We start from the raw sequence: 26,414 nt of genomic DNA, 5'->3' as shown, positions 1-26,414 counted from the left end.
AAAAGCCTTATCTGTACGCAGACCGGCGACACAAAGTGCAAGATCGCGGCGGGTTTCGGGGGGTCAGAGGCGTTCGAAGCCACGGGTCAGCTCCCAGTCCGTCACCGCGGCGTCGAAGGCCGCCAGCTCGACCCTCGCCTGGTTGGCGTAGTGGGCCACGACCTCGTCGCCGAACGCCTCGCGGGCCACCGTCGAGCCCTCCCACAGGGCCAGGGCGTCGCGCAACGTGGTGGGGACACGCTCCGCCTCCGGGTCGTCGTACGCGTTGCCGGCGCACTCCTGCCCCAACTCCAACTCACCGTCGATGCCGTGCAACGCGCCGGCGACCAGCCCGGCGATCGCCAGGTACGGGTTGACGTCGGCGCCGGGCACCCGGTTCTCCACCCGCATGCCCTGCCCGTGCCCGACCACCCGCAACGCGCAGGTGCGGTTGTCGACGCCCCAGCGCAGCGCCGTCGGGGCGAACGAGCCCGGCTGGTACCGCTTGTAGGAGTTGATGTTCGGGGCGAAGAGCAGGCTGAACTCCCGCATGGTGGCCAACAGCCCGGCGAGCACCCGCTGCCCGGTCTCGCTCAGGTGCGCCGGCCCGTCGCCGAGCATCGCCGACGAACCCGACGAGTCCCGCAGCGAGAAGTGGATGTGGCAGGAGTTGCCCTCCCGCTCGTTCGGCTTGGCCATGAAGGTGATCGCCATGCCCTCCTGGGCGGCGATCTCCTTGGCCCCGTTCTTGTAGATGACGTGGTGGTCGGCGCAGGCCACCGCCTCGTCGTACCGGAAGGCGATCTCGTGCTGGCCGAGGTTGCACTCGCCCTTGGCGCTCTCCGGGGTGAGCCCGGCGCCGGCCATCTCGGTGCGGATGCGGCGCAGCAGCGGCTCCACCCGGGCGGTGCCGAGCAGGGAGTAGTCCACGTTGTACTGGTTCGCCGGGGTCAGGTCCCGGTAGCCGCGCCGCCAGGCGTCCTCGTACGAGTCGCGGAACAGCACGAACTCCAGCTCGGTGCCGGCGTACGCGGTCAGCCCGTGCTCGGCCAGCCGGTCCAGTTGCCGGCGCAGGATCTGCCGGGGCGAGGCAACCACGTCACCCGAGCCGTCCAGCCAGGTCAGGTCGGCCAGCAGCAGGGCGGAGCCGGGCTGCCAGGGCACCCGGCGCAGGGTCGCGAAGTCGGGCACCATCGCAAAGTCGCCGTAGCCGCGGTCCCAGCTCGACATCGCGTACCCGTCGACGGTGTTCATGTCCACGTCGACGGCGAGCAGGTAGTTGCACCCCTCGCTGCCGTGCTCGGCGACCTGATCGAGGAAGAACGGCGCGTGAAACCGTTTCCCCTGGAGGCGACCCTGCATGTCGACGAGGGCCAGCACCACGGTGTCGATCTCACCCTCGGCGACGGCGACCCGCAGTTGTTCCAGCGTGAGCGGTGCTTTCCTCATTCGCGGGCCTCCATCACCAAGGTCTACTGGCAAACCGGATCACCGTCAATGCCCCGTGCCGCCTGGGAACGAAACCGCGAGTTCGTCCGCGTCGTCCGATCGTTCGTCGCCGCGCCCGGGCTTGGTGCGATGCACATCCGGGCAGACCGGGAGCCGTCGGTCGCCGCCGAGGTGACACGGCGAGGCCGGTGTCCGAACTCCGAACGCCGGCCCCACCCTCACGTCACTTCACAGTCCCCATCGACACCACGATGTCCTCCTTGCCGGTGTACGACCAGAACACCGGCTCGGCCGAGTAGCTCAGTTTCGCCTCGGCCCACAGAGGGCTCGACGAAACCACGAACCAGTCGTGGCTGCGGGACAGCAGATAGACGCCCCACCCGGGTTCGACCGCCAGTTCGTGCAGCCCCGTCAGACGGCGCGTCTGCTCGGGATGCGCCCTGCGCAGCGACAGGCCGCGCAGCACGAACGGCGTGCACAGGTACGTCACGTCCTGGAACAGCACCTCAAGCCGGTACTCGTGGGTGGAGCTGGCATCTGCCTGGAGCCACAGCTGGGTGTGCGTCCGACTGACGTGCGTGATCTGGAACAGCCGGTCCGGCGCCTCAAGCTCAGCGGTGATTTCGTTGCGGATCATGCGCTCACATCCCTTGAACTCTCGCCCGCCGGAAGTTGGACGAGTTCAGAGCCGCTCCTCGACGGTCACCGATCACTCACGACGTTCGTCGACAGTGCGGACCGGGCCGGTGAACCACTTGCGGGCCGAGGCGTACCACCAGACGGCGACGACCAGCAGCACCCCGCCCACGGCCAACGGCGCGTAGTTCACCGCCGACCAGGTGAACCCGTCGTTGCCGGGCACCCCGGCGGGCACGATCGGCAGCACGAAGTACACGGCGATGATCGCGATCTCGATCACCGCGATCCAGCCGAGCAGCTTGTACCTGCGGCCCAGCGTCCACGGCCCGGGGACGAACCGGTCGCCCATCCGCAGCCGCAGCGCGATCGGGATGAGGAACGACAGGTAGAGCCCGAGCACCGCGACGGAGACCACCGCGTAGAAGGCGATCGGGATGCCGGCGGAGCTCTCGTAGAGCGCCGGCAGGGTCAGCACCAGACCGGCCAGCGTGGCGCCGATGATGGCGTTGACCGGGGTGCCGTTGCGGTCGACGGTCGACCAGAGCCGCCATCCGGGCACCGCCCGGTCCCGACTGAACGCGTATGCCATGCGGCTCATCGAGGTCACGCAGCTCATGCCGCAGAAGAACTGGCCGATGGTGGAGATGATGATGACGATCTTGAAGAAGACCGGGGTCAACGCGGACTCGAAGATGGCGCCGGAGAAGCCGCCCGCGGCGTTGACCGCCTCGACGTCGGTGGCCGCGAAGAGGAACGCCAGCAGCAGGATCCAGCCACCGACCGCCGAGTAGAAGATCGACTGCCAGAGGCCACGGGCTGCGGCCTGCGAGGCGCCCCGGGTCTCCTCGGAGACGTGCGCGCAGGCGTCGAAGCCGGTGATCGTGTACTGGGTGAGCAGGAAACCCAGCGGCAGCACGTAGAACCAGAACGTCAGCCCGCCGATGTCGCCGTCACCGAAGCCGGAGTTGTTGAACCGCTCGGTGAACACGAACTGGAAGCTCTGGTGGTTGTCGGGAACGAAGACCAGGATGGCCACCACGACGGCCGCGCCGGCCACGTGCCACCAGACCGAGACGTTCTGGAGTACGTCGATGATCCGGTGCCCGAAGATGTTGATCAGCCCGTGCAGCACCAGGATGATCACGAAGAGCATGAACGCCTGCCGCAGCGTCCCGGCCCAGCCGTCGAAGAGCGCCGACAGGGTGAGGTTGAGAAACGTCGCGCAGCCGTAGTCGACCGAGGCGGTGACCGCCACCAGACCGATCAGGTTCAGCCAGCCGGTGAACCAGCCGTGTACGGGACGACCCATCGTGGCCGCCCACCAGTAGATCCCGCCCGCTGTCGGGTACGCCGACACCAGTTCCGCCATGCAGAAGCCGATGATCAGGATGAACAGCGAGATCAGCGGCCAGCCCCAGGAGATGGCGACCGGCCCGCCGTTGTTCCACGCCTGACCGAAGGTGGTGAAGCAACCGGCCAGGATCGAGATGATCGAGAAGGAGATGGCGAAGTTGGAGAAGCCACTCCACTTGCGGCGTAGTTCCTGTTTGTAGCCGAGTTCAGCGAGCCGTCGGGCGTCGTCGTCCATCGGTTGCTCGGCGGTCGGCACGGGCGTCGTGGCCACTGCACACCTCCCTGAGGTGGTTCCGCGTGCGAGTGGGCAAAGTGTCGACCCGGCCGATCAAGGCGGTCAATACGTAGTCGGTGGGAATCTCACTCCCGGTGGGCTAATTGCGTTGCCGTCCAGCCACCCCGGCCCGCATCCTGGACCAGTGACCAGGCCCGATCAGGGCCCCACCCCGGGCGCTCGGACCGCCCGACACCGGTGGCGCGGGGCACGCCTCTCTCTCACGCACGGGCACGTCGCCCGTACCCAAAAGTGCCCCGCGCCCCCAACCCCCGGGTTGGGGGGCAGGTCAGGTCAGGAGGAGGCCGGCCACCCAGAGGGCGGCTATGAGCAGGCCGGCCAGGAACTCCACAAGGATCGACAGGCCGGCGGCCTTGAGGGCCTGCACGGTGGACGGCCAGGCGAGCTGGTTGCTGCCCAGCCGCAGCCGCTCCGCCGCCCACACCCCCGCCACGAAGCCGAGCACCAACCCGACGAACGGCACCACGAAGAACCCGATGATGCCGAGCACCCCGCCGGCGAGCAGCGTGGACGTCGGCACACCGGTGCGCTTCAAGTTCCGGCCAGGCCACGCGTACTTGATCACGGCGCCGGTCGCGGCGACCAGTGTGGCGGCGGCGAACACCGCCCAGCCACCCAGCCCGGCACCGCCGAACACGGCCCAGACCAGCACGCCACCCCAGCACAGCGGCAGCGCCGGCAGACCGGGCACCACCACGCCGGCCAACCCGGCCAGGATGGCCAGCCCGGCCACCACGGTCACCACCGTCTGCGAGTCCGTCAGGTCCACGCCGCCACCCTCCGTCGCCGCCGACCAGACCGCAACGGTCCCCCGCTCACGGCAGTGCTCCCTCGCCACGCAGCCGGGCGGTGATCGCGTCAGCCGGGGCCGGGGCACCGAAGAAGCGGCCCTGCCCGGTGTCGCAGCGCAGCGCCCGCAGCCGTTCCGCCTGCACGCCGGTCTCCACCGCCTCGGCCGTGACCCACAGCTCCAGGGCGTGCGCCAACCGGACCAACGCGTCGACGATCCGTTCGTCGCGGTGGTCGGCGGCCTCGTCGGTCCCGTCCGCGCGGATGCCCTCGACGAACGGGCCGGCGAGCTTCAGGCAGTGGATCGGCAACCGGCGCAGGTACGCCAGGTTGGAGTAACCGGTGCCGAAGTCGTCCACTGCCAGCCGGACACCGAGCGCGGCGAGCCGGTGCAGGCTGCGCAGCGGCTCTCCGGCGCTGCCCATCACGGCGCTCTCGGTCAACTCCAGCTGGAGCAGCTCGGCGGGCAGCCCACTGGTCCGCAACGCGTCGGCCACAGTGTCCACGATGGCGGGTTCGTCGGCCTGCCGCGCGGCGAGGTTGACGCTGACCACCAGCCGGGCGTCCGGGAACTCCCGCCACCACCGCTCGGCGTCCGCGCAGGCCCGCCGCAGCACCCACTCGCCGAGCCGGACGATCAGGCCGGTCTCCTCGGCCAGCCCGATGAACCGGTCCGGCCCGATCAGGCCCAGCTCCGGGTGCTCCCAACGGACCAGCGCCTCCACCGCGAGCATGCTGCCCTCCAGCAGCGACACGATCGGCTGGTAGTGCAACACGAACTCGCCCCGGTCGAGTGCGGCGGGCAACCCGGCGACCAGCGCCGACCGGGCGATGTCCCGGGCGCCGCGCTCGGGGTCGTAGACCGCCCACCGGCCCCGGCCCGCCGCCTTGGCCCAGTAGAGCGTGGTGTCCGCGGCCTTCATCAGCTCCGACGCGGTGGTTTCCGAGGCGGGGCACTGCACGATGCCCACACTGGCCGAGACGGCCAACTGGTGCTCACCGACGTGGACCGGGGCCGCGACGGCGGCCAGCGCGGCCTCGGCGACGGCGACCGGGTCGTCGGCGTCGTCGCCGCCCGCGACGAGGATCACGAACTCGTCGCCCCCCATCCGGGCAACCAGGTGACCGTGGTCGGCCACGCACGCGGCCAGCCTGCGACCGATCATCACCAGCAGCCGGTCACCGAGGTCGTGACCGAGGCTGTCGTTGATCGCCTTGAAGCCGTCCAGGTCGAGGAAGCACACCCCGACCCGCTGCCCGACACCCGCGGTGTCCAGCACCCGTCCCAACGTCTCGAAGAACAACGTCCGGTTGGGCAGCCCGGTCAGCGGGTCGTGCAGCGCCTGGAAACGCAGGCGCTGCTGGAGTTGGTACCGCTCGGTGATGTCCTCCATCATCGCGACGGTGAATCGTGGCCGTCCCTCGTGTCGGATCAGTGAGACGGCCAGATCCGTCCAGACCACGCTGCCGTCCTTGCGGTAGTAGCGCTTCTCCACCCGGACCGCGTCGTGCTTGCCCTCGATCAGTTCCTGGTAGAGCTCCCACATCCCGGCGGCGTCGTCGGCGTGGAACAGCCCCGCCACGTTGATCTCGCGCAACTCCTCGATCGAGTAGCCGAGCATGTCGGCGAACGCCTGGTTGACGTCGATGATCCGGCCGTCCACGCCGGCGATGCCGATCCCGATCGCGGCTCCGGTGAACACCGCCCGGAACCGCGCCTCACTGGCGCGCAGCGCCTGCTCCACCTCGTCACGCGCCTGCCACGCCGACCGGGCGATGCGCTCCTGCTGGCTGAAGGTGCGGTCGCGCAGCGCGCGGGCGAACCCGGCGGCCAGGCCGCCCTGCATCGCGGCGATCCGGTCGGCGAGGTCGGCCGGCCGGTCACCGTCGCTGAGAACCCGCCGCCCGAAGGTCGCGCCGAGCGCGTGCAGCGTCCACTCCAGCGCCTGCGGCTCGGTGAGGTGCGCCTCCACCAGGGCCCGCCCGACCTCCTCGGCGGGGCCGACGCTGAACGGCTCCGCCCGTATCGCCTGGGCCAGCCGGACCGTGTGCGCCAGCAGCAGCCGCTCGGTCTCGGCCAGGCTCAGTGGCACGAAACCGAGACGGCGCACCGCGCGGGCCCAGTCGGCGGCGTACCCCACGGCATCGGCCCAGCCGGCAACGACCCCGGCGGGGTCCCGGCCGGCGTCGACCCCGGCGGGGTCCGGGACGGCGGCCACGGGGTCAGCCGGCGGGCTGGTCGTACCGGGCGACGCCTCCGAAGGCGCCGAACCGCTCCGGGTGCTCGTCCACGTCGGACGGTGAGTCGGGACGCCAGAGCGGCATGTGCACGACACCCGGTTCCAGGACGGTCCAGTCGCCGAAGAAACCGGTGACCTGTGCGCGGGAGCGCAGGGTGATCTCGGTGGCGGTACGGGCGGAGAGCCGCTGGGCGTCCAGCATCTCCTGCGGCTGGTCCTCGAATGTGGAGTGCGAGATGACCAGGAAGCTGCCCGGCGCGGCGGCCTCCCGCAGGGTGGCCAGGATCGCCTCGGGACGGTCGGCGTCCGGGATGAAGTGCACCACCCCGGCCAGCAGGATGCCCACCGGTCGACTGAAGTCGATCAGCCCGAGCTGTCGGGTCTCGGCGAGGATCCGCTCCGGCTCCCGCAGGTCGGCGTGGATCACCCCGGTCAGCTCGTTGCCGGCGAGCAGCTCCCGGCTGTGCGCGACGGCCACCGGGTCGATGTCGACGTACACCACGCGGGCCTTGGGGTTCACTCCCTGCGCCACCTCGTGCACGTTGCCCACGGTGGGGATCCCGGAGCCGATGTCGAGAAACTGGTCGATGCCGGCGTCGAGCAGCACCCGGACGGCCCGGCGGAGGAACTCCCGACCGGACCGCATGGTGGCGGCGAGATTCGGGGTCATGCTGGCAATCTGTTCGGCCAGCTGCCGGTCGATCTCGAAGTTGTGCGCCCCACCCAGAAAGTAGTCATACACCCGGGCCGCGCTCGGCCTGGTCAGATCGATCTCGGTCGGCAGTCCGTCCGGCATCAGTGTGCTCCCCAGTTCATCGCCGCGGCGCGGGACGGCACCGGCGGACGGGCGTGCCACGGGCACGCGCGAGCGCCGGCCGACCCGCGGGTCGTGTGGTGTGGACCACTCTAGGCGGCTGACTCCAGCAACAGCGAGATGCCTTGACCAACGCCGATGCACATGGTGGCCAGCGCCCGTCGGCCGCCGCGACGGCGCAGCTCCAGGGCGGCGGTCAGCGCCAGCCGTGCCCCGCTGGCACCGAGCGGGTGCCCCAGCGCGATGGCCCCACCGTTCGGGTTGACGTGGTCGGCGTCCACCGGCAGCCCCAGTTCACGCAGCACCGCCACGGACTGCGCGGCGAACGCCTCGTTCAGCTCCACCACGTCCACGGCGTCCAATCCGACGCCGACGCGGTCGAGCAGCTTGCGGGTGGCCGGCACCGGGCCGATCCCCATGATCCGCGGCGGCACACCGGCCACCGCGGCACCGACGATCCGGGCCAGCGGGGTCAGGCCGTACCGGGAAACCGCCGCCTCGCTGGCCACCAGCAGCGCGACCGCGCCGTCGTTGACGCCCGAGGAGTTGCCGGCGGTGACCGTGCCACCGTCGCGGAACGGGGTGGGCAGCGCGGCCAGCTTCGCGAGCGTGGTCTCCCGGGGGTGCTCGTCGACCTCGACAAGCCGGGTCTCCCGACGACCGGCCGGCACGGACACCGCCACGATCTCCTCGGCGAAGCGGCCGTCGGCCTGTGCCTTGGCCGCGCGCTGCTGCGAGCGGTACGCGAAGGCGTCCTGCTCGGCCCGGCTGACGCCGTACTCGGCGGCCACGTTCTCCGCCGTCTCCGGCATCGAGTCGACCCCCCAGCCGTCACGCATCAACGGGTTCACCAACCGCCAGCCCAGCGTGGTGTCGTACACCTCCGCCGAGCGGGAGTACGCCGACGTCGCCTTCGGCATGACGAACGGCGCCCGGCTCATGCTCTCCACCCCGCCGGCGATCACCAACTCCGCGTCCCCGGCGACGATGGATCGGGCGGCGGTGGCGAGCGCGTCCAGCCCCGAGCCGCAGAGCCGGTTGACGGTGCCGCCCGGCACCTCCTCGGGCAGGCCGGCCAGCAGCGCCGCCATCCGGGCCACGTTGCGGTTGTCCTCGCCGGCCTGGTTGGCGCAGCCGAGCACGACGTCGTCGACCCGCGCCCAGTCCACCGAGGGGTGGCGGGCGACCAGTTCACGGATCACGTGCGCGGCCAGGTCGTCGGGGCGGACGCCGGCCAGCGCGCCCGCGTACCGGCCGATCGGGGTACGGACACCGGCCACCAGGTATGCCACGGTCATCGCGAGTCCTTAGGGGGTGCAGACGGCGGGGGTGGGGCACGCCCACCGGGTCGCGGGGGCTGCCGGCCGCCAGGATATCCGCGCCGGCAGCGGATAGGTTGACGGCATGGCCCGGGCCCAGTTCAGCGCAGAGACCAGCGGCGGTGGCGCGTTCGTCCGCCAGCCGAACCGGTTCACCGGTCGGGTCACCGCCGACTCGACAGCCCCACCCGGCGGCGGCCCGGACGAGGAGGACCGTTGGCCACTGGAGGCCGGCCGTTACCGGCTGATCTGGTGCCGCGCCTGCCCCTGGGCACACCGGGCGAGGATCGTGCGCGGCCTGCTCGGGTTGGACGACGCGATCTCGCTGGGCACCGTCGACCCGATCCGGGACGAGCGGGGCTGGGCGTTCGCCCTCGACCCGGACGGCTTCGACCCGGTCCTCGGGGTGAGCTTCCTCTCCGAGGCGTACCTGGCCACCGACCCCGACTACACCGGCCGGGTGACGGTGCCGGCGCTGGTGGACACCCTGACCGGCCGGGTGGTCACCAACGACTACCCGCAGCTCACCCTCGACTTCTCCACCGAGTGGCGGCGGCTGCACCGGCCCGACGCACCGGATCTGTACCCGGTCGACCTGCGCCCCGAGATGGACGCGCTGATGGCCGAGATCCACGCCGACGTCAACAACGGCGTCTACCGGTGCGGGTTCGCCACCTCGCAGGAGGCGTACGACGAGGCGTTCCGGGCACTCTTCGCCCGGCTGGATGCGCTCTCCGAGCGGCTGGCCGGGCAGCGTTACCTGATGGGCGACGCGATCACCGAGGCGGACGTGCGGCTGTTCACCACGCTGGTCCGCTTCGACGCGGCGTACCACGGGCACTTCAAGTGCAACCGCGACAAGCTGACCGAGATGCCGGTGCTCTGGGCGTACGCCCGGGACCTGTTCCAGACGCCGGGCTTCGGCGAGACGGTGGACTTCGACCACATCAAGCGGCACTACTACGGCACGCACCGGGAGATCAATCCCAGCGGCATCGTGCCACTCGGGCCGGACGAGTCGGGCTGGCGCACGCCGCACGGGCGTGGCTGAGCCGGTTCGGTCCGCCGCCCCGAGCGCGCCCACGACGGGCGGGGACATCGCCCGCCGGGCCGCCGGGTCCGCCGCGGCCGGCTGCACCCTGGCCGGCGCGGTGGCGGTGACGCTCGCCGTGGTCGCCGGTCCCGGTCCAGGGCTCACGGGGTACGTCAGCGAGGCGGGCATCGCCGGCAGCGCCCACGCCGCTACGTACCGGATCGGGATCCTGGCCCTCGCCGCCGCGTTGCTGCTGATCGGCGCGGCGCTGCCCCCGGGGGTGTGGGCGGCGGCTCCGGCGCTGCTCGCCACCGGGGCCGTGTTCACCGCCGTGTCCGGGGCGGTGACCTGCTCCGACGGTTGCCCGTTGCCACCGTTCGAGCGGGCGACGACGGCGGACCTGGTGCACGGCGGCGCGAGCATCGCGGCGACCGCGGCGGTGGTCTTCGCCATGATCACGCTTGCCGTCTCCGGGTCGGTCGGCAGCATGGTGCGCCGACTGGCGGGCGGGGCCGCCGTGCTGGCCCTGCCGCTCTGCGCCACTGTGGGGTTGGCGATGCTCGTCATCGGCCGGGGCACACTGGTGGGGGTGCTGGAACGACTGATCCTCGCCCTCGCGGTGCTGTGGGGCCTGTGCACCGCCACCGCACTGGCCCTCTGTAAGGAGCCTCACCCCGATCGGTCCTTCCAATAAGCGGGAATCGGCGTAACGTCGGCGAGCGATGACCAATGTCTGGGGCCTCACTGTCCGCCTGTATGTCGATCTCCGACTGCAGGCCAGTGGCATCTGTCCGGGCTAGCCGTTTCTACGCCTGCCCCGATCGGACCGGACAATTGGATAGATCTTCATGCCCTTCAGCCTGCGCAAAATTCCCTTCTCCGTGCAGATCCTGCTCGGCCTCGTGCTCGGCGTGGCGCTGGGCTTCCTGGCCCGCACCAACGACCTGAGCTGGCTGACCAGCACCCTGCACACCGTCGGCAGCCTCTTCATCCAGCTGCTCAAGCTGGCCGTGCCGCCGCTGGTCTTCACCGCCATCGTGGTCAGCGTGGTCAGCCTGCGTGGCGTCGCCAACGCCGCCCGGCTCGCTCTCAAGACCCTGATGTGGTTCGGCATCACCGCGCTGATCGCGGTGAGCATCGGCATCGGCCTCGGCCTGCTCACCAACCCCGGCAAGGGGGTGACCCTCGACCTGGGTGGCGCCACGGCGCCGAAGAAGACCGGTTCGTGGACCGACTTCCTCACCGGCATCGTGCCCACCAACCCGGTCGGCGCGTTCGTCGAGGGCAACGTCCTGCAGATCGTCTTCCTGGCCGTCGTCATCGGTGCCGCGGCCCTGCTGGTCGGCGAGGCCGCCGAACCGTTCGTGGCGCTGAACCGCTCCCTGCTGGAGATCGTCCAGAAGGCGCTCTGGTGGGTCATCCGGCTCGCCCCGATCGGCACCCTCGGCCTGATCGGCAACGCCGTCGCCTCGTACGGCTGGGACCTGCTGGCGCCCCTCGCGAAGTTCACCACCGCCGTCTACGTCGGCTGCGCCATCGTGCTGTTCGTGGTCTACCCGCTGGTCCTGATCCTTGCCGGCCGGCTCAACCCGCTGCGCTTCTTCGCCGGTGCCTGGCCGGCGATCGAGCTGGCCTTCGTGTCCCGCTCCTCGGTCGGCACCATGCCGGTCACCCAGCGCTCCGTCGAGCGGCTCGGTGTGCCCCGCGAGTACGCCTCGTTCGCGGTGCCCTTCGGCGCCACCACGAAGATGGACGGCTGCGCCGCCATCTACCCGGCCCTCGCCGCGATCTTCGTGGCCCAGGTGTTCGGCGTGCAGCTCGGCATCGGCGACTACCTGCTGATCGCCTTCGTCTCGGTGGTCGGCTCGGCGGCCACCGCCGGTCTGACCGGCGCGATCGTGATGCTCACCCTCACCCTCAGCACGCTGGGCCTGCCGCTGGCCGGCGCCGGCCTGCTGCTGGCCATCGACCCGATCCTGGACATGATCCGCACCGCCACCAACGTCGCGGGGCAGGCACTGGTGCCGACGGTGGTCGCCGCCCGCGAGGGCACCCTCGACCGCACCGCGTACGAGTCCGCCGGCCGGCGTGACCTGACCGAGCCGGAGCCGGCAGCCGACACCCGACCCGAGCTCAGCCCCGTTCCTGCCTGATCGGTTCACCCAGACGACGACGGGCCCCTCTCCCCGGGGGCCCGTCGTCGTGTCGGAGAGGATGACCCCATGAGTTCCCTGTTCACTCCCCTGGCCCTGCGCGCTGTCACACTGCCCAACCGGATCGCCATGGCACCCATGTGCCAGTACTCCGCCGGCCCCGACGGTCTGCCCACCGACTGGCACCTGATCCACCTCGGCAGTCGTGCTGTCGGCGGCGCCGGCCTGGTCCTGACCGAGGCGACCGCCGTGCTTCCCGAGGGCCGGATCAGCCCGCAGGACACCGGCCTCTGGTCAGGTGCGCACGTCGACGCCTGGCGGCCGGTGACCGCGTTCGTCGCCGCCCACGGCGCGGTGCCGGCCGTACAGCTCGCCCACGCCGGCTTCAAGGCCTCCACCTACCGTCCGTGGGCGCCGGAGCGCGGCGGCGTGCCGGACGCCGAGGGCGGCTGGACGCCCGTCGCCCCCGGCTCGGAGCCGTTCACCGCCGGCTACCGGACGCCGACCAGCCTGGACGAGGCCGGCATCGCCGGTGTGGTCGAGGCGTTCGCGGCCGGAGCCGAGCGCGCAGTGGACGCCGGCTTCGCCGCCGTGGAGATCCACGCCGCGCACGGCTACCTGCTCAACGAGTTCCTCTCGCCGTTGACCAACCACCGCACCGACGGCTACGGCGGCGACCGTGCCGCCCGGATGCGACTGACCCTGGAGGTGGCCCGCGCGGTGCGCGCCGCGGTCGGCGAGGACGTGCCGGTGCTGACCCGGATCTCCGCCACCGACTGGGTCGAGGGTGGCTGGACGATCGACGACAGCGTGGTGCTCGCCGGTGAGCTGGCCGGCGTCGGCGTCGACCTGGTCGACGCGTCCTCCGGCGGGGTGAGCGTGGACCAGCGCGTCCCGCTCGGCCCCGGCTACCAGGTGCCGCTGGCCGCCCAGATCCGCCGCGACGCCGGCGTGCCGACCGGCGCGGTGGGCCTGATCGTGGAGCCTGAGCACGCCGAGCAGATCGTCGCCGGCGGCGAGGCCGACCTGGTGCTGCTGGGCCGGGAGTTGCTGCGCGACCCCTACTGGCCGCGCCGGGCCGCCGCGAAGCTCGGCGTCGCCTACTCCGGGCCCGCCCAGTACGCCCGCGCCGCCTGAACCCCGACCGTCGGTCAACCGGCCAGGTGCGACCAGTCGCCCTCCAGGTCCTGCCAGGTGCCCTGGGCCGCCACCGTGCCGCCGAGCAGCACCACCACGTGGTCGGCCCGGACCAACGCGGCCCGCTTCGCCGTCGAACCGACAACCGTCACGCCATGGCCGCGCAACGCCTCCCACAGCGCCAGCTCGGTAGTGACGTCCAGCGCCGACGACACGTCGTCGGCGACCAGCAGTTCGGTACGCGGGGCCAGCGCTCGGGCCAGCGCCAGCCGCTGCAACTGCCCCCCGGAGAGCCGGGTGCCCTTGTGCCCGATGAGCAGGCCCAGCCCTCCACCGGCGGCGGCCAGGTCATGGTCGAGCTGGGCGGTGCTGACCGCCCCGGCCGCGTCCACCTGGTGCCCGAGGGCGATGTTGTCGGCCACCGTGCCGGACAGCACCCGGGGCAACTGGGCGACGTAGCCGACCTGGTTGGGACGCAGGAACAGCTCCGGCTCGGTGACCGGGTCACCGTTCCAGGCCAGCTCGCCGGTGTGGTGCACGATCCCGGCCAGCCCGCGCAGCAACGACGACTTGCCCGACCCCACCGGCCCGACGACCAGCACCAACTGGCCCCGCTGCACGGTCAGGTCCACGTCGCGGACGGCCACCGTACCGTCGGAGTGCACCACCCCGAAGCCGCGCAACTCCAGCCGACGCAGCGGGTGGCGGGGCGGCATGGTCGGCGCGGGCGCCGTCCCGGCGGTCAGGTCGACCTCCGGCACCCCCGCCGAGTACGCGCTCACCCCGGTCATCGCCGCGGTTCGCCGGGTCCAGACCCGCGCCGAGGGCAGCTGCGAGATCAACGACGCCGTGGTCCAGGCGAACCAGCGGGCCGCACCCAGCGTGGAGACGGCCACCAGGACCGCCCCGGCGGAGAGCGAACCGTTCAGGTACAACGCCCAGGCGCCGATCGGCAGCAGCCCGCTGGCCATCGACGGGGTGGAACGCGCCCACACCTGCACCGCGATCTCCCGCCGCTGCCGGTCGCTGCGCAGCACGTCCAGGCCCGCCAGGTGACGCAGCACCGCAGTGGTCGCGCCGGCGAGCTTCACCGTCCGCGCCGCGGAGAGCGCGGAGACCAGCGCGGTGGCGAACGCGGCCCGCGCCGCCACCGTCGCCCGGGCCGCGCGCTCCAGTTTCGGCCCGAACAACGTCGCGGCCAGCCCGGAGACGACCATCGTGCCGAGGAAGAACAGCCCGGGTACGACACTGCCGGTGACCGCCGTCATGGCGACCACGAGCACCAGCGCGACGGTCTGGTCCAGCACGTTGTCGGCGAGCTGGACCACCCGCTCGGTGTCCCCACCCTGCGCCACCACCTCGGCCGGGGTGTGTGAGCTGACCCGACGCGGCCCGGTCTGGCCGTGCACCAGGCGAAGGCCGATGCGCAGCATCTGCCGCACCCACCATTGCGGGAACCAGACATGGGTGTAGAACGGCAGCGGCAGGGTGATCAACAACCCGGCGACGATCCCCACCGCCGGCAGGTACGGGCTGCCCGTCCCGTCGACCAGGTCCGCCCAGAGCCAGGGCAGCACCGGGCCGTCCAGCCCGAGCAGGCTGAGGCCGAGGAACAGCACGATCGCCGCCGCACCGTACCGGGGATCGTTGGTGCACAGCCGGAAGATCTCCCGCAGCGTCCTGGCCGGCGGCACGGGCGGCAGTGGCGGCGGATCGGCCCGGGTCGGCGCGACCGGCTCGGTCGGCCCGACCAGGGCGGGCACCGGCGCGACCGGCTCGCTGGGCCAGGCGTTGGCCGGGTCGGGGCCGACCAGCAGGTCGGTGCCGGCGCTGGTGCGACCCGACGGCGTCACCGTGGCGTACGCGGCGGCGTGGCTGGTCGCCAACAGTTCGGCGAAGCGGGTCGACGTCTCCAGCGGACCGGCCTCGACCACCGCGCCGTCGGCCAGGACGACCACCTCGTCACAGCGGCGTACCGAGGAGAGCCGGTGCGCGATGACGATGCCGATCCGGTCGCGCAGCAGCCGTTCGGTGGCGCGCTGCACCCGCGCCTCGGTGACCGGGTCCAGGCGCGCGGTGGCCTCGTCGAGGATCACCACGTGCGGCTCCCGCACCAGGATCCGGGCGAACGCCACCAACTGCTCCTGACCGGCGGAGAGCACATGCCCGCCCTCCCCCAGCCGGGTCGCCAACCCGTCCGGCAACTCGGCGATCCAACCGGCCAGGCCCAACTCGTCGAGCGCCCGGGCCGCCGCGTCGAGCAGCTCCGGGTCGAAGAGCGCGACGTTCTCGGCGAGCGTGCCGGCCAGGATCTCGGTACGCTGCGGCACCAGCGCCACCCAGCGGCGCAACTGCTCGACGTCGAGGTCACACAGGTCGGTGCCGCCGAGGAAGACAGTGCCCGGCGGCACGTCGACCGCCCGGGTGAGCACCTTCGCCAACGTCGACTTGCCCGAACCGGTCCGTCCGATCAGCGCGTACGACCGACCACGGGCGAAGGTGAGGCTGAGCCCGCGTAGCGCGGCCCCCCGGTCACTCTCCCCGTACCCGAATGTCAGGTCCCGAATGCGCAGGTCGCCCTCGCTCGGGCTGGCCCCGCCGACCGGTTCCTGCCGGGCCTTGTAGAGCAACTGCACCCGGGCCCACGCGCCGAGAGCCTCCTGGATCTCCGGCACCATCCGGCTGACATGTTCCGCGGTGGCCCCGAACGCCAGGGCGAGCAGCCAGATGGCGGTGAGCCGGGCGGCGTCGATCCGGTCGGTGGCCAACGCCCACGCACCGCCGAGCACCACCGCGCCGATGCCAGCCCGGATCGTCGCGGTGGCCACCGTCGCCACCCGGGCGGACAACACCCAGACCACACTGCCCCGCGACAGCACGGCAGCGGCCCGCCGGGCGTACAACCGCAGCACGTACGGCCGCGCCAAACTGGTGCGTACGTCATCCTGGCCGTGCACCGCCTCCTCCATCACGGCGGCCAGGTCGGACCACGCCTCCTCCTCGGCCATCCGGGCCGGGCCGATCCGTGCCGTGGGCCGACGCAGTCCGATTGCGAGCACCACCGTGAGCAGCAGCATCGCGATCCCCGCCGGCCACCAGACGACAAGCGCGACCACCATCGACAACAGACCGACGCAGAGGCCCTGAGCCAGCCGGGTGCCCTGGTTACGAACCGCCGACGCCACCTGATAGACATCCCCGTCGATGCGGTCCAGCAGCTCACCCACCGGGGTGGTCTCCAGGGTGGGCAGGTCCTGCCCGAGAGCGACGCGACAGAGCCGGCGACGCACGTCGGCGGACCAGTCGGCGGTCAGGCCGGCCATCAACAGGCTCACCGCGAGGTCGCTGAGGACCACAGCGACCAGAGCCCCGGCCAACACGGCGAAGAAGCCAGCAGAACGATGCACCAGCACCGCGCCGGCCAGTGCCGACGCGCCCGCCTGCCCAGCGGCGCCCACCACGATCAGAACGGCCACTATCGTCATACGGCGGGTCGAGGTGCCCCACAGATCACGGAGCAGGCGCATGGAAAGTCCTCCGGGACGTGGGTGGCGGAGACCTCAGCCTGCCGGCGCCAACCCGTCAACTCAACCGATTTTCCGGTCCTGAGCAGGGCCTCCGCCGGTTCAGCCAGGAGCAGCGGCGGACCGGCCCAGGCCCCGTCCGCCGTCACCCATCGGCCCCGTCCGCCGTCGACCGTCGGCCCCGTCCGCCATCGACCGTCGGCCCTGTCCGCCGTCGACCGTCGGCCCCGTCCGCCATCGACCATCCGTCCCGGGCCCGCCCCTACCGCACGGCACGGCCCGGACGACCCGTACGCCCGGCCGAACACCCGACGGGGCGTCTTCGGGGTTCTTGATCGACTCGGGTTTCATGAAGTCGGGGTGTCCCGGCGTCCCGGATACCCCGGTTTCCGGGAACCCGAGTGGATCACGGGCGTGCGGGCCGCTTCGGCGCCGTGGGGCCGTGGTTGTGTGGGTGGTGTGTCGGGTTGTGGGGTGTTTGTGGGTGGTGGCCGGGGGCACCCGCAGGCGGGAATCGTGGCCGGGCCGGGGTCGTTACACACCCTGACGATCGCAGCAGGACCTCCCGCCGCCCGGTCTTCGCGGGCGCGGGATCCGGGATCCGGGGTCTGGCAGGGTGGAATGCCCGCCGCCACCCGGTCGTTATGGTCCCCACGACCGAGCGCAGGCACCGCCGTGATGGGGGTGCCGACAGGTTGGGCCACCGGGGAATGACCCCGGCCGCCCGGTCGTTGTGATCCCCACGATCGACCGCAGGCATCGCCTCCACCTGGGTGCCGACGGGTTGGGCCACCCCCGGAATGACCCCGGCCCCCCGGTCGTTACACCTGGACCCCGGCGCCACGAGCCCCCGCGCCCGTGAAGTCGCCGACCCCTGAGACTTTTCCCGTTTGTTTGTGCAGCGCCGGACGAGGTGCTCACACCCCGCCGCCGTTCCCCCCTTTGGCGGTTCGGGTGTTCCTACCCCCGAAGGAGCTACCCCCATGAACACGATCTTCCGTAAGAGCATGCTGTCCGTTGCTGGTCTCGCGTTCGCCGGTGGTGTCTTCGCCGGCCCGATCGCCGCCCACGCCAACCCGGCCGTGGACGCCAAGCCCGCCGCGGTGGCGGTGCAGGCGCCGAAGCCGCAGGGCGACCAGTCGCACATCACCCTCAACGACGAGCAGACGGCCAACGTCAAGGCGATCATCGCCGCGACGAAGAAGGCCGGCCTGCCCGAGCGCGCCGCGGTGATCTCGATCGCGACGAGCCTGCAGGAGTCCAAGCTGGAAAACCTGGGCCACCTCGGCGACAAGAACGACCACGACTCGCTGGGCCTGTTCCAGCAGCGCCCGTCCAGTGGTTGGGGTACCCCGGAGCAGATCACCGACCCCGAGTACTCCACGACCGCGTTCCTCAAGGGCCTCAAGCAGGTCGACGGGTGGCAGGACATGCCACTGACCGACGCCGCGCAGACCGTGCAGGTCTCGGCGTACCCGGACGCCTACGCCCAGTGGGAGCAGCAGGCCACCGACCTCGTCGCCCAGCACTGGAACAGCTGACCCGGATTCGCACGACCGAACAGCAAGACCACCGCACGACTCGGACCGCTGGCCGGCACCCGCAACCCGGGGTGCCGGCCAGCGGCCTTTGCAAGATCTGCAGGGATACCCCACCGCGGCCCACCCGCAGCGGTCAGAAGAGGACGGTGGCCAGGGTGCCGATCGGCTGGAAGCCGCAGCGCTCGTAGACGCGGCGGGCCGGGAGGTTGAAGTCGTTGACGTACAGGCTGACGGTGGGGGCGACCCGCAGCAGCGCGTCGCGCACCACGGCTGCCATGGCGGCGGTGGCGATCCCCCGGCCCCGCCACTCCGGTGCCACCCAGACGCCCTGGATCTGCGCCGTCCGCTTGGTGACAACGGCGAGTTCGGCCTTGAACACCACTTTGCCGTCGATGATGCGGGCGTACGCGCGACCGGTCCGGACCAGGTCGTTGACCCGCCGGCGGTAGCTGCGTCCGCCGTCCTCGGCGAGTGGGGAGACGCCGACCTCTTCGGTGTACATGGCTACCGCCGCCGGGAAGAGCCGGTCGACCTCGCCGGAGCGGACCTGGCGTACCTCCGGGTCGGCCGGTACGGGTGGCAGCGTGTCGGTGACCAGCAGCGGCTGATTGGGGCGGACGTCTCGCGCTGGCCCCCAGGTGTCGGAGAGGCGGTCCCACAGCCCGAGGACGGCGTCGGCCCGGCCGACGATGGAGGAGCAGAGCCGTTCCTCGCCGGCGAGCAGGTCGGCGAAGGCGCCCACCGCGGCATCGCTGGCCAGCACCGGGGTCAGGTTGCCGCCGAGCCAGCAGAGTGATTCGAGGTTGCGGCGGGCTCCGTACCCCAGGATTCTGCCTTCGGCCCGCCACCAGGAGAGCCCGCGCGCGGCGATCCGCTCGGCGACCTGCGCGCCCGCGAACGGGTCATGGTCGAGCAGTCGCTCGACCGCGCGCCGCTCCGATTCCCCCAGTTGGCGTACCGGCACCGTCAGCACGACTATCAGCCTGCCAGATTGACCCCCCGCTCCGCCGGTCGAGTGACAAGGCCGGCACCGGCTTCACGGGGCGGCGTCCGCCCGGCCCATCGGACGACCGGGGGCACCAGGGCTCCGAGCAGGAGGAACAGGGCACCGAGCACAAGCCAGCCGGGTACGCCCCAGCCGAGCGCAAGGGAGGTCACCACCACCGGCGCGAGCATCTTGCCCAGTTCGTAGCCCATGCCGTACGCGCCCTGGTACTGCCCCTGGGCGTCCGCCGGTGCCAGCCCGAAGGAGATGCCCCAGCCGGCGGCGGAGTGCCACAGCTCACCGGTGACGTGGGCGACCGCCCCGAGGCCGAGCAGGCTCACCGCGCCGGCCGTGGGCAGCGCACCGCTGGCGGCGAAGAGTACGCAGGCCAGGGCGATGGCGACGCCGGCTCGACGGGCGGCGCGGGCGGCTCCGGGCACTGTGGCGGCGGTACGCGCGGCGCGGACCTGAAGGAGCACCACCAGCACGGTGTTGACAAGCGTCAACGCGGAGATCATCCAGGCGGGGGCCCGGGTGTGGCCGGCGATCCACAGCGGCAGAGCGATGGTGAGCAGGCTGAAGTGCATCGACATCAGCCCGTCGACCAGTGTGAAGGCGAGGAACGGGCGATCGCGGAGGGCGACCAGTCGAGGGCCGTGCGCCGGGGCGGCGACCGGGGCGACGGTCGGCAGTCGGAGGAAGATCACCGCCGCGGCCAGTGACGTCGCCGCCGAGGCCAGGATCAGCGCGACGTAAGCGGTGCGGGTGTCGGCGGCGATGGCGAAGCCGCCGAGGACGGCACCGACGGAGATCCCGACGTTGGTGGTGGCTCGCAGGTAGGCGCGGGTGCGGACCCGCTCGCCGGCCGGGATCGCTCCGGCGATCAGCGCGCCGCGGGCGCCGCGTTCGATCGCGTCGGCGAGCGCGGTGGCGGCTCCCACCAGTACGAGCGTGGGCAGCGACCGGACGGCGATCAGGCCGATGGTGAGGGTGCCGGCGGCGAACAGCGCACCGACCTGCACTCCACGTGGGCCGACGCGGTCGGCCAGGTAGCCGCTCGGTGTGCTGGCCAGCACCCCGACCAGAGCCGAGATGGTCAGCCCGATGCCCACCTGGGTTGCCGAGAGGCCGACCGACCGGGTGAGGAAGAGCGCGCTGGCGACGAGCCAGAGGCCCCGCCCGACGGTCTTGACCAGGGTGCCGAGGGTGAGGACCCGGGACGGACCCGGCGGGGGTAGCAGGCGCATGACCGAGACTTTAGCAAGACGTACGTACGGTTTGGGAACCGCTGGTTGCCGACGATGCATTGCCGATATATCGTTGATGCATCAGCGATAGTCCTCCGAAGGGAATAGCCCGATGAGGTTCCACCGACAGCACCACCCGATGCACGAAGCCCGGATGCGGGGATTCGGCTTCCCGCCGGTCCCGCCCGGCCCGCACGGTCATGGCCACGAGCACGGACCCGGCGGCGGCCCCTGGGGCGGCCGGGGCCGTGGACGGGGTCGGGGCCGACGCCCCAACGTCCGCGCCTCCGTCCTGGCCCTGCTCACCGAGCGGCCGATGCACGGCTACGAGATGATCCAGGAGATCGACTCCCGCACCGGCGGTGCGTGGCGGCCGAGCCCGGGCTCGATCTACCCGACCCTCCAGCTACTGGAGGACGAGGGCGTGATCGTCGCCAGCACCGAGGAGTCCGGTGGTGGGCGGAAGCGGTTCACCGTCAGCGAGGCCGGTCAGGCCGAGGCCACCGAGGCCGCGCAGACCCCGCCGTGGGCGGACGTCGCCCAGGGCACGGTGAGCAGCTGGCACGACATCCGCGACTCCGGCGCACAGGCGATGAACGCCCTGCGCCAGGTGATGATGCACGGCACCGACGACCAGCGCGAGCGGGCCGCTCAGGTGCTCGACGAGACCCGACGCAAGCTGTACGCGATCCTCGCCGAATCCGAGTGACGCCAGCACCGCGCCACGACACACGAACGCCACCACTGAGACGCGAACATCACCACGAGCACGAGCGCCACAACCCACGAAAACCACAGCAGCACTGACGCGAAGCGGCCGTTCCCCGAATGGGGAACGGCCGCTTCGTCCAGATGGAAATCAGTGCACGGTGACGGTCGGGCCGGTGACCAGCCCGCGCAGCTCCTCGGGGAGTTCGGCGCCCATCTCGTCGGCGATCCGCAGCGCCTCCTCGATCAACGTCTCGACGATCTGCGCCTCAGGCACCGTCTTGACGACCTGCCCCTTCACGAAGATCTGGCCCTTGCCGTTGCCGGAGGCGACGCCGAGGTCGGCTTCCCGGGCCTCACCCGGACCGTTGACGACGCAGCCCATGACGGCGACCCGCAGCGGCACCGGCAGCCCTTCCAGACCGGCGGTGACCTCCTCGGCGAGCTTGTAGACATCCACCTGGGCCCGCCCACAGGACGGGCACGAGACGATCTCCAGGCCGCGCTCGCGCAGACCGAGGGACTCCAGGATCTGGTTGCCGACCTTGATCTCTTCCACCGGCGGGGCGGAGAGCGACACCCGGATCGTGTCGCCGATCCCCTCGGCCAGCAGCGCGCCGAAGGCGACCGCCGACTTGATGGTGCCCTGGAACGCCGGCCCGGCCTCGGTGACGCCGAGGTGCAGCGGGTAGTCGCACTGCTCGGCGAGCTGCCGGTACGCCCGGATCATCACGACCGGGTCGTTGTGCTTCACCGAGATCTTGATGTCGCGGAAGCCGTGCTCCTCGAAGAGCGAGCACTCCCACAGCGCCGACTCGACAAGCGCCTCGGCGGTGGCCTTGCCGTACTTGCTCAGCAGGCGCTTGTCCAGCGACCCGGCGTTGACGCCGATCCGGATCGGCACCCCCGCGTCCCCGGCGGCCCGGGCGATCTCCTTGACCTTGTCGTCGAACTGGCGGATGTTGCCCGGGTTGACCCGGACCGCCGCGCAGCCGGCGTCGATCGCGGCGAAGACGTACTTGGGCTGGAAGTGGATGTCGGCGATCACCGGGATCTGCGACTTCTTGGCGATCGCGGGCAGCGCCTCCACGTCGTCCTGGGACGGCACCGCCACCCGGACGATCTGGCAGCCGGACGCGGTCAGCTCGGCGATCTGCTGAAGGGTCGCGTTGACGTCGGAGGTGAGGGTCGTGGTCATCGACTGCACCGACACCGGAGCGCCACCACCGACCGGAACCGAACCGACCATGATCTGGCGGCTGGCCCGACGGGGAGCGAGCGACGGGGGCGGCACGGCGGGCATACCGAGACTGATAGCTGTCACTTCAGGCACTCACCTTGAGAAGAGCGTGATCGGGTTGACGACGTCCGCGGCGATGGTCAGCAGCGTGAACGCGCCACCGATCAGGATCACCACGTACGTGAAGGGCATCAGTTTGAGGTAGTCCACCCGGCCGGGGTCGGCCCGACCGATCCGCGCGTAGACCCAGGAGCGGGCCCGTTCGAACCAGGCGATGGCGATGTGGCCGCCGTCCACCGGGAGCAGCGGCAGCAGGTTGAACACGCCGATGAAGAAGTTCAGCGACACGAAGAGCATGAAGAAGACCAGCCAGGCGTTGTTCTCCACCGCCTCGCCGCCGAGCCGGCTGGCGCCGACCACGCTGATCGGGGTGTCGACGTCCCGTTCGCCGCCGGTGAGGGCGGTCCACAGGGCGGGGACCTTCTGCGGGAGGCGCTGGAGCGCCTGGGCGGTGCCGACGGCCAGGTCACCGGTGAAGTCGGCGGTGGCGCCGAAGGCGCCGACCGGGCCGTACGTCACGCGGGTGGGCGTGCTCGGAACGAGCCCGACGCCGAGCGCGGCCACCGGCGCGGCGGTGCCGTTGGGATCGTCCAGCGGCGGGCGCTGGGTCTGCGCGAGCACCGTGCTGGTGGTGGCGGGCTGCCCGTCGCGGACGTACGCGATCTGCGCGGTTTCGCCCGGCTTGAGGCTGCGCAGCGTGGTGAGCAGGTCGCCGTAGTTGCCGATCGGGGTGCCGTTGATCGAGGTGATCCGGTCACCGTTCTTCAACTGCGCCTGGGCGGCCGGGCTGGCCGCGTCGGCGGAGGTGCACGCCCGCACCGCGTTCTCCGGGACCACGCAATCGCTGAGCTGGATGACGGCGGGCTCCTGGCGGGCCTGCGCGTCGGTGGTCGGGAAGTCGGGGTTGGGCAGGCCGGCGGAGACGGCGAGGATCCAGATGGTGACCAGGGCGAGCGCGAAGTGCGTGATCGACCCGGCGGCCATCACGATCGTCCGTTTCCAGACCGGGTAGCGCCACATCACCCGCGACTCGTCGCCCGGCTCGACGTCGTCGTCCTGCGGCGTCATCCCGACGATCTTGCAGAAGCCGCCGAGAGGGATGCCCTTGAGTCCGTACTCCGTCTCACCCCGGCGGAACGACCAGATGGTGGGGCCGAAACCCACGAAGTACTTGGTGACCTTCATCCCGAACGCCTTGGCGGTCAGCAGGTGACCGGCCTCGTGCAGGCTCACCGAGATGAGAATGGCCAGGGCGAAGAGGACCACCCCGAGCAGGTACGACATCAAGCTCCTTCCACCGAACCCGCGATGATCTCCTGCGCGTGCGCGCGCGCCCACGACTCGGCCGCGAGCACGTCCTCGACGGTACCTGGTTCGTCGAAGTCCGGAGCCTCCTCCAACACGCGTTCGAGTGTGTCGACGATGCCGAGGAACGGCAGCCGGCCCGCCACGAACGCGGCCACGCACTCCTCGTTCGCCGCGTTGTAGATCGCCGGGCGGCAGCGCCCGGCCTCCCCGGCGGCCTTGGCCAGGGCGACGGCCGGGAACGCCTCGTCGTCGAGCGGCGCGAACTCCCAGGTGTGCGCGGCCGTCCAGTCGACGGCGGTGGCGGCCTCGGGAACCCGGTCCGGCCAGCCCATGCCGAGCGCGATCGGCAGCCGCATGTCCGGTGGGCTGGCCTGGGCGATCGTCGAGCCGTCGACGAACTCGACCATCGAGTGGATCACCGACTGCGGGTGCACCATCACGGTGATGTCGGCGTAGGGCACGTCGAACAGCTCGTGCGCCTCGATCACCTCCAGCGCCTTGTTGACCATGGTCGCGGAGTTGATCGTGACGACCGGCCCCATGTTCCAGGTCGGGTGCGCGAGCGCCTGCTCCGGCGTGACCTGCGTCAACTCGTCGCGCCGCCGACCCCGGAACGGGCCGCCGCTGGCCGTGACGATCAGCCGCCGCACCTCACCGCGCGCCCCGGAGCGCAGGCACTGGGCCAGCGCCGAGTGCTCCGAGTCGACCGGCACGATCTGCCCCGGCCGCGTCACCGCGGCCTTGACCAGCGGGCCGCCGGCCACCAGCGACTCCTTGTTGGCAAGCGCGAGGGTACGACCACCGCGCAGCGCGGCCAGCGTAGGAGCGAGGCCCAGCGAGCCGACCACCCCGTTGAGCACGATGTCGCACGGCCACTGGGCCAGCTCGGTCATCGCGTCCGGGCCGGCCACGATCTTGGGAAGCTTGAAGTCGCCGGTGGCCCAGCCGCGCCGGCTCGCCTCGGCGTAGAACGCGAGTTGCAGGTCCTGCGCGGCGGACGCCTTGGCCACCCCGACCGCCTCGACGCCCAGTTCGAGGGCCTGCGTGGCGAGCAGTTCGACATTGCCGCCGCCGGCACCGACGGCGACGACCCGGAACCGGTCCGGGTTGCGCCGGACGATGTCGATGGCCTGAGTGCCGATCGAGCCGGTGGACCCGAGCAGAACGAGGTCGCGGGGGGAAGTCACGAAGCCATTCTTCCCCACCCGGGCTGCACGCCCGCTGGGAGCCTCAGGCCTCGCCGTCCGCCGACTCTTCCGGGGGCGCTTCCTCGCCGAGCAGGTCGTCCGGGTCGATGGTGAACTCGAACGGCTCGCGCATCACGAAGGGTGTCCCGGCCGCGGCGGCGGCCACCGGCCGGTACTCCCCCTCGGTCAGCTCGTACAGCGCGATGGTGGGCACCCGATTGCGCAGGTCGACCCGGAGGAAGAACGGCACACCGGCGGCGGCGTACTCGCGCGGACGGTCGATGATGTCCTTGCGCCGGTTTCCGGGCGAGACGATCTCCCCGAGAAGCACGGCGTGCCTGATGTCCATCGTCGTTCGGCCGCCGCCAGGAGCGTCGAGAATGACGATGTCCGGGATGAAGAGATCTTCGCCAGAGACGATGTTCGTCTCGAGATAGAGCCACAGCTTCGCCCGACGGGCCGCCTGCTTGAGGAGATAGGCGAGACCCAGCTCCGCGTCCTGATGGTCATACCCGGCATGTGGTGTCACGATCACGCTTCCGCTCAGGACCTCAACCTTGGGGCCGTTGGTCTCCGGCAACAGGTCGAGGGCGAGCTGCGCGGTCCACGGCTCGTCGTGCCACCGCAGCACGTCGAACGACGGCTCGGTGTGCTGCGGCGCCGGCTCCGGCGCGAACGCTGCCTGGGCCATCCGGGCTCACCCCCTCAGCGGACCATCCTGCTCAGGTCAGCCTAGTCACCGCAGCCCCAGAAGCGCGGCATCGCACACCCGGTCCGTTGATCCGAGATGACGACATCGAGGCACGCGGCCTCACGTGGCGCGTGCAGATCTTGGACACTTTCCGTCATCGCCGAACGGAAAGTGTCCAAGATCTGCGGGCCGGCACCCGATCGGCCTCGGTCCGGCGTCGTGCGACGGCCAGCCACACCGCTGCGCCGACGCAGAGGACGGCCAGCAGGGACAGCAGCACCAGGGCCGGATTGATCCAGGCGGGCACCAGGTCGTGGGTGGCGTTGCACCGATCGTGCAGCGGGAACCATCGCGACGACTCACGCCAGTGGGCGGCGCGGTAGGCACTGTCGTAGTTGACGCCGGCCTGTCGGCAGGACTCCGCCGAACTCATGGAGGAACCCGCGAACGCCCCGACGAACCAGGTGACAGCGGTGGCGACGATCGAGAGGCCGGCCGTCGCGACGAACCAGCCTGGAGTCTTCCACCGGCCGGTGAGCAGGGGTCGGCCCCAGAACCAGAGCAGGAACAGAGCGGGTACGGCGAGGCAGAGCCCGGTCGTGACGACACCCATCCCGTCTGTCCGCCTTCCCCCCAGCGAGCTGGTCTTGATCATTGCACGGGCTGGCTCGCCGCCGTGAGGCGTCCGCATCGTCACCCCCACAGCACGGAAGTCGGGGTGCC

General features: G+C 71.4%; 21 protein-coding genes. 6 read left to right on the top strand and 15 right to left on the bottom strand.

Annotated elements, in window-relative coordinates:
• Positions 1-63: 63 nt before the first annotated feature.
• The 7 genes from KBX26_RS16250 to pcaF all read right to left on the bottom strand — a co-directional run bounded on the left by KBX26_RS16250 (position 64) and on the right by pcaF (position 8,856).
• Entirely contained in the window at positions 64-1,428 is a 1,365-nt protein-coding gene (locus KBX26_RS16250) for a glutamine synthetase family protein (RefSeq protein ID WP_210865784.1), read from the bottom strand.
• A 223-nt stretch (positions 1,429-1,651) separates the two neighbouring features.
• A complete protein-coding gene (locus KBX26_RS16245) occupies positions 1,652-2,065 on the bottom strand; it encodes a hypothetical protein (RefSeq protein ID WP_030337626.1) in 414 nt (137 codons plus the stop codon).
• 72 nt (positions 2,066-2,137) lie between these two features.
• Positions 2,138-3,691 carry an amino acid permease gene (locus KBX26_RS16240; RefSeq protein ID WP_030337627.1) on the bottom strand — a complete coding sequence of 518 codons (1,554 nt, stop codon included), beginning with the start codon at positions 3,689-3,691 and terminating at the stop codon, positions 2,138-2,140.
• Between the two features lie 292 nt (positions 3,692-3,983).
• Positions 3,984-4,484, bottom strand: coding sequence for a DUF456 domain-containing protein (locus KBX26_RS16235; RefSeq protein WP_030337628.1), 501 nt, complete (start codon positions 4,482-4,484; stop codon positions 3,984-3,986).
• 46 nt (positions 4,485-4,530) lie between these two features.
• Complete coding sequence (locus tag KBX26_RS16230; RefSeq protein ID WP_036412579.1) at positions 4,531-6,723, bottom strand: EAL domain-containing protein; 2,193 nt, start codon at positions 6,721-6,723, stop codon at positions 4,531-4,533.
• A 4-nt stretch (positions 6,724-6,727) separates the two neighbouring features.
• A complete protein-coding gene (locus KBX26_RS16225; protein ID WP_030337630.1) occupies positions 6,728-7,540 on the bottom strand; it encodes an SAM-dependent methyltransferase in 813 nt (270 codons plus the stop codon).
• Positions 7,541-7,650: 110 nt separating this feature from the next.
• Complete coding sequence (gene pcaF / locus KBX26_RS16220; RefSeq protein ID WP_210865783.1) at positions 7,651-8,856, bottom strand: 3-oxoadipyl-CoA thiolase; 1,206 nt, start codon at positions 8,854-8,856, stop codon at positions 7,651-7,653.
• Positions 8,857-8,962: 106 nt separating this feature from the next.
• Between pcaF and KBX26_RS16215 the strand changes: the two genes are divergently transcribed.
• From KBX26_RS16215 to KBX26_RS16200, 4 genes are all read left to right on the top strand, one after another.
• A complete protein-coding gene (locus tag KBX26_RS16215) occupies positions 8,963-9,928 on the top strand; it encodes a glutathione S-transferase family protein (protein ID WP_030337632.1) in 966 nt (321 codons plus the stop codon).
• Entirely contained in the window at positions 9,921-10,604 is a 684-nt protein-coding gene (locus KBX26_RS16210; protein WP_210865782.1) for a DUF998 domain-containing protein, read from the top strand. Before KBX26_RS16215 ends, KBX26_RS16210 begins: the two co-directional genes overlap by 8 nt.
• A 166-nt stretch (positions 10,605-10,770) precedes the next feature.
• The gene (locus tag KBX26_RS16205; RefSeq protein ID WP_030337634.1) at positions 10,771-12,063 is read left to right on the top strand and encodes a dicarboxylate/amino acid:cation symporter; all 1,293 of its coding nucleotides are present in this window, start codon (positions 10,771-10,773) and stop codon (positions 12,061-12,063) included.
• 69 nt (positions 12,064-12,132) lie between these two features.
• Positions 12,133-13,200 carry an NADH:flavin oxidoreductase/NADH oxidase gene (locus tag KBX26_RS16200; RefSeq protein ID WP_030337635.1) on the top strand — a complete coding sequence of 356 codons (1,068 nt, stop codon included), beginning with the start codon at positions 12,133-12,135 and terminating at the stop codon, positions 13,198-13,200.
• 14 nt (positions 13,201-13,214) lie between these two features.
• Here KBX26_RS16200 and KBX26_RS16195 read toward each other — a convergent pair whose 3' ends face one another.
• Positions 13,215-16,727: an ABC transporter ATP-binding protein/permease gene (locus KBX26_RS16195; RefSeq protein WP_210865781.1), complete on the bottom strand. Its 3,513-nt coding sequence runs from the start codon at positions 16,725-16,727 to the stop codon at positions 13,215-13,217.
• A gap of 980 nt (positions 16,728-17,707) precedes the next feature.
• Here KBX26_RS16195 and KBX26_RS16190 point away from each other — a divergent pair.
• Positions 17,708-18,265, top strand: a complete 558-nt coding sequence (locus KBX26_RS16190) for a hypothetical protein (RefSeq protein ID WP_210865780.1) — start codon at positions 17,708-17,710, stop codon at positions 18,263-18,265.
• Between the two features lie 133 nt (positions 18,266-18,398).
• Here the strand turns inward: KBX26_RS16190 and KBX26_RS16185 are convergent, their stop codons facing one another.
• The gene (locus KBX26_RS16185) at positions 18,399-19,238 is read right to left on the bottom strand and encodes a DUF4081 domain-containing GNAT family N-acetyltransferase (RefSeq protein WP_030335160.1); all 840 of its coding nucleotides are present in this window, start codon (positions 19,236-19,238) and stop codon (positions 18,399-18,401) included.
• Positions 19,239-19,243: 5 nt separating this feature from the next.
• A complete protein-coding gene (locus KBX26_RS16180; protein WP_030335161.1) occupies positions 19,244-20,497 on the bottom strand; it encodes an MFS transporter in 1,254 nt (417 codons plus the stop codon).
• Positions 20,498-20,609: 112 nt separating this feature from the next.
• On the opposite strand from KBX26_RS16180, the gene KBX26_RS16175 reads away from it, so the two are divergent.
• The gene (locus tag KBX26_RS16175; RefSeq protein ID WP_030335162.1) at positions 20,610-21,206 is read left to right on the top strand and encodes a PadR family transcriptional regulator; all 597 of its coding nucleotides are present in this window, start codon (positions 20,610-20,612) and stop codon (positions 21,204-21,206) included.
• Positions 21,207-21,356: 150 nt separating this feature from the next.
• Here KBX26_RS16175 and ispG read toward each other — a convergent pair whose 3' ends face one another.
• The 5 genes from ispG to KBX26_RS16150 form a co-directional block, all read right to left on the bottom strand.
• Positions 21,357-22,529, bottom strand: a complete 1,173-nt coding sequence (gene ispG, locus KBX26_RS16170; RefSeq protein WP_030335165.1) for a flavodoxin-dependent (E)-4-hydroxy-3-methylbut-2-enyl-diphosphate synthase — start codon at positions 22,527-22,529, stop codon at positions 21,357-21,359.
• 9 nt (positions 22,530-22,538) lie between these two features.
• Positions 22,539-23,789, bottom strand: coding sequence for an RIP metalloprotease (locus KBX26_RS16165; protein ID WP_030335167.1), 1,251 nt, complete (start codon positions 23,787-23,789; stop codon positions 22,539-22,541).
• Entirely contained in the window at positions 23,789-25,000 is a 1,212-nt protein-coding gene (dxr, locus tag KBX26_RS16160; protein ID WP_030335169.1) for a 1-deoxy-D-xylulose-5-phosphate reductoisomerase, read from the bottom strand. Before dxr ends, KBX26_RS16165 begins: the two co-directional genes overlap by 1 nt.
• Before the next feature lie 43 nt (positions 25,001-25,043).
• Positions 25,044-25,691: a Uma2 family endonuclease gene (locus KBX26_RS16155; RefSeq protein WP_051708722.1), complete on the bottom strand. Its 648-nt coding sequence runs from the start codon at positions 25,689-25,691 to the stop codon at positions 25,044-25,046.
• A 154-nt stretch (positions 25,692-25,845) separates the two neighbouring features.
• Positions 25,846-26,304: a hypothetical protein gene (locus KBX26_RS16150; RefSeq protein WP_051708723.1), complete on the bottom strand. Its 459-nt coding sequence runs from the start codon at positions 26,302-26,304 to the stop codon at positions 25,846-25,848.
• Positions 26,305-26,414: the final 110 nt, after the last annotated feature.

The sequence above is a fragment of the Micromonospora sp. C97 genome (assembly GCF_018070385.1).
In the GTDB taxonomy this organism is placed as follows: Bacteria; Actinomycetota; Actinomycetes; order Mycobacteriales; family Micromonosporaceae; genus Micromonospora; species Micromonospora parva.
The sequence above is the reverse complement of the archived record's forward strand: the minus strand, read 5'-3'. Positions and strand labels throughout refer to the sequence as shown.

What these genes read in the sequence shown, in the direction of transcription:
- KBX26_RS16250 (WP_210865784.1), bottom strand. Translation starts at nt 1,428, where the DNA reads ATGAGGAAAGCACCGCTCACGCTGGAACAACTGCGGGTCGCCGTCGCC.
- KBX26_RS16245 (WP_030337626.1), bottom strand. Translation starts at nt 2,065, where the DNA reads ATGATCCGCAACGAAATCACCGCTGAGCTTGAGGCGCCGGACCGGCTG.
- KBX26_RS16225 (WP_030337630.1), bottom strand. Translation starts at nt 7,540, where the DNA reads ATGCCGGACGGACTGCCGACCGAGATCGATCTGACCAGGCCGAGCGCG.
- pcaF (WP_210865783.1), bottom strand. Translation starts at nt 8,856, where the DNA reads ATGACCGTGGCATACCTGGTGGCCGGTGTCCGTACCCCGATCGGCCGG.
- KBX26_RS16215 (WP_030337632.1), top strand. Translation starts at nt 8,963, where the DNA reads ATGGCCCGGGCCCAGTTCAGCGCAGAGACCAGCGGCGGTGGCGCGTTC.
- KBX26_RS16200 (WP_030337635.1), top strand. Translation starts at nt 12,133, where the DNA reads ATGAGTTCCCTGTTCACTCCCCTGGCCCTGCGCGCTGTCACACTGCCC.
- KBX26_RS16195 (WP_210865781.1), bottom strand. Translation starts at nt 16,727, where the DNA reads ATGCGCCTGCTCCGTGATCTGTGGGGCACCTCGACCCGCCGTATGACG.
- KBX26_RS16190 (WP_210865780.1), top strand. Translation starts at nt 17,708, where the DNA reads ATGAACACGATCTTCCGTAAGAGCATGCTGTCCGTTGCTGGTCTCGCG.
- KBX26_RS16180 (WP_030335161.1), bottom strand. Translation starts at nt 20,497, where the DNA reads ATGCGCCTGCTACCCCCGCCGGGTCCGTCCCGGGTCCTCACCCTCGGC.
- KBX26_RS16175 (WP_030335162.1), top strand. Translation starts at nt 20,610, where the DNA reads ATGAGGTTCCACCGACAGCACCACCCGATGCACGAAGCCCGGATGCGG.
- KBX26_RS16165 (WP_030335167.1), bottom strand. Translation starts at nt 23,789, where the DNA reads ATGTCGTACCTGCTCGGGGTGGTCCTCTTCGCCCTGGCCATTCTCATC.
- KBX26_RS16155 (WP_051708722.1), bottom strand. Translation starts at nt 25,691, where the DNA reads ATGGCCCAGGCAGCGTTCGCGCCGGAGCCGGCGCCGCAGCACACCGAG.
- KBX26_RS16150 (WP_051708723.1), bottom strand. Translation starts at nt 26,304, where the DNA reads ATGGGTGTCGTCACGACCGGGCTCTGCCTCGCCGTACCCGCTCTGTTC.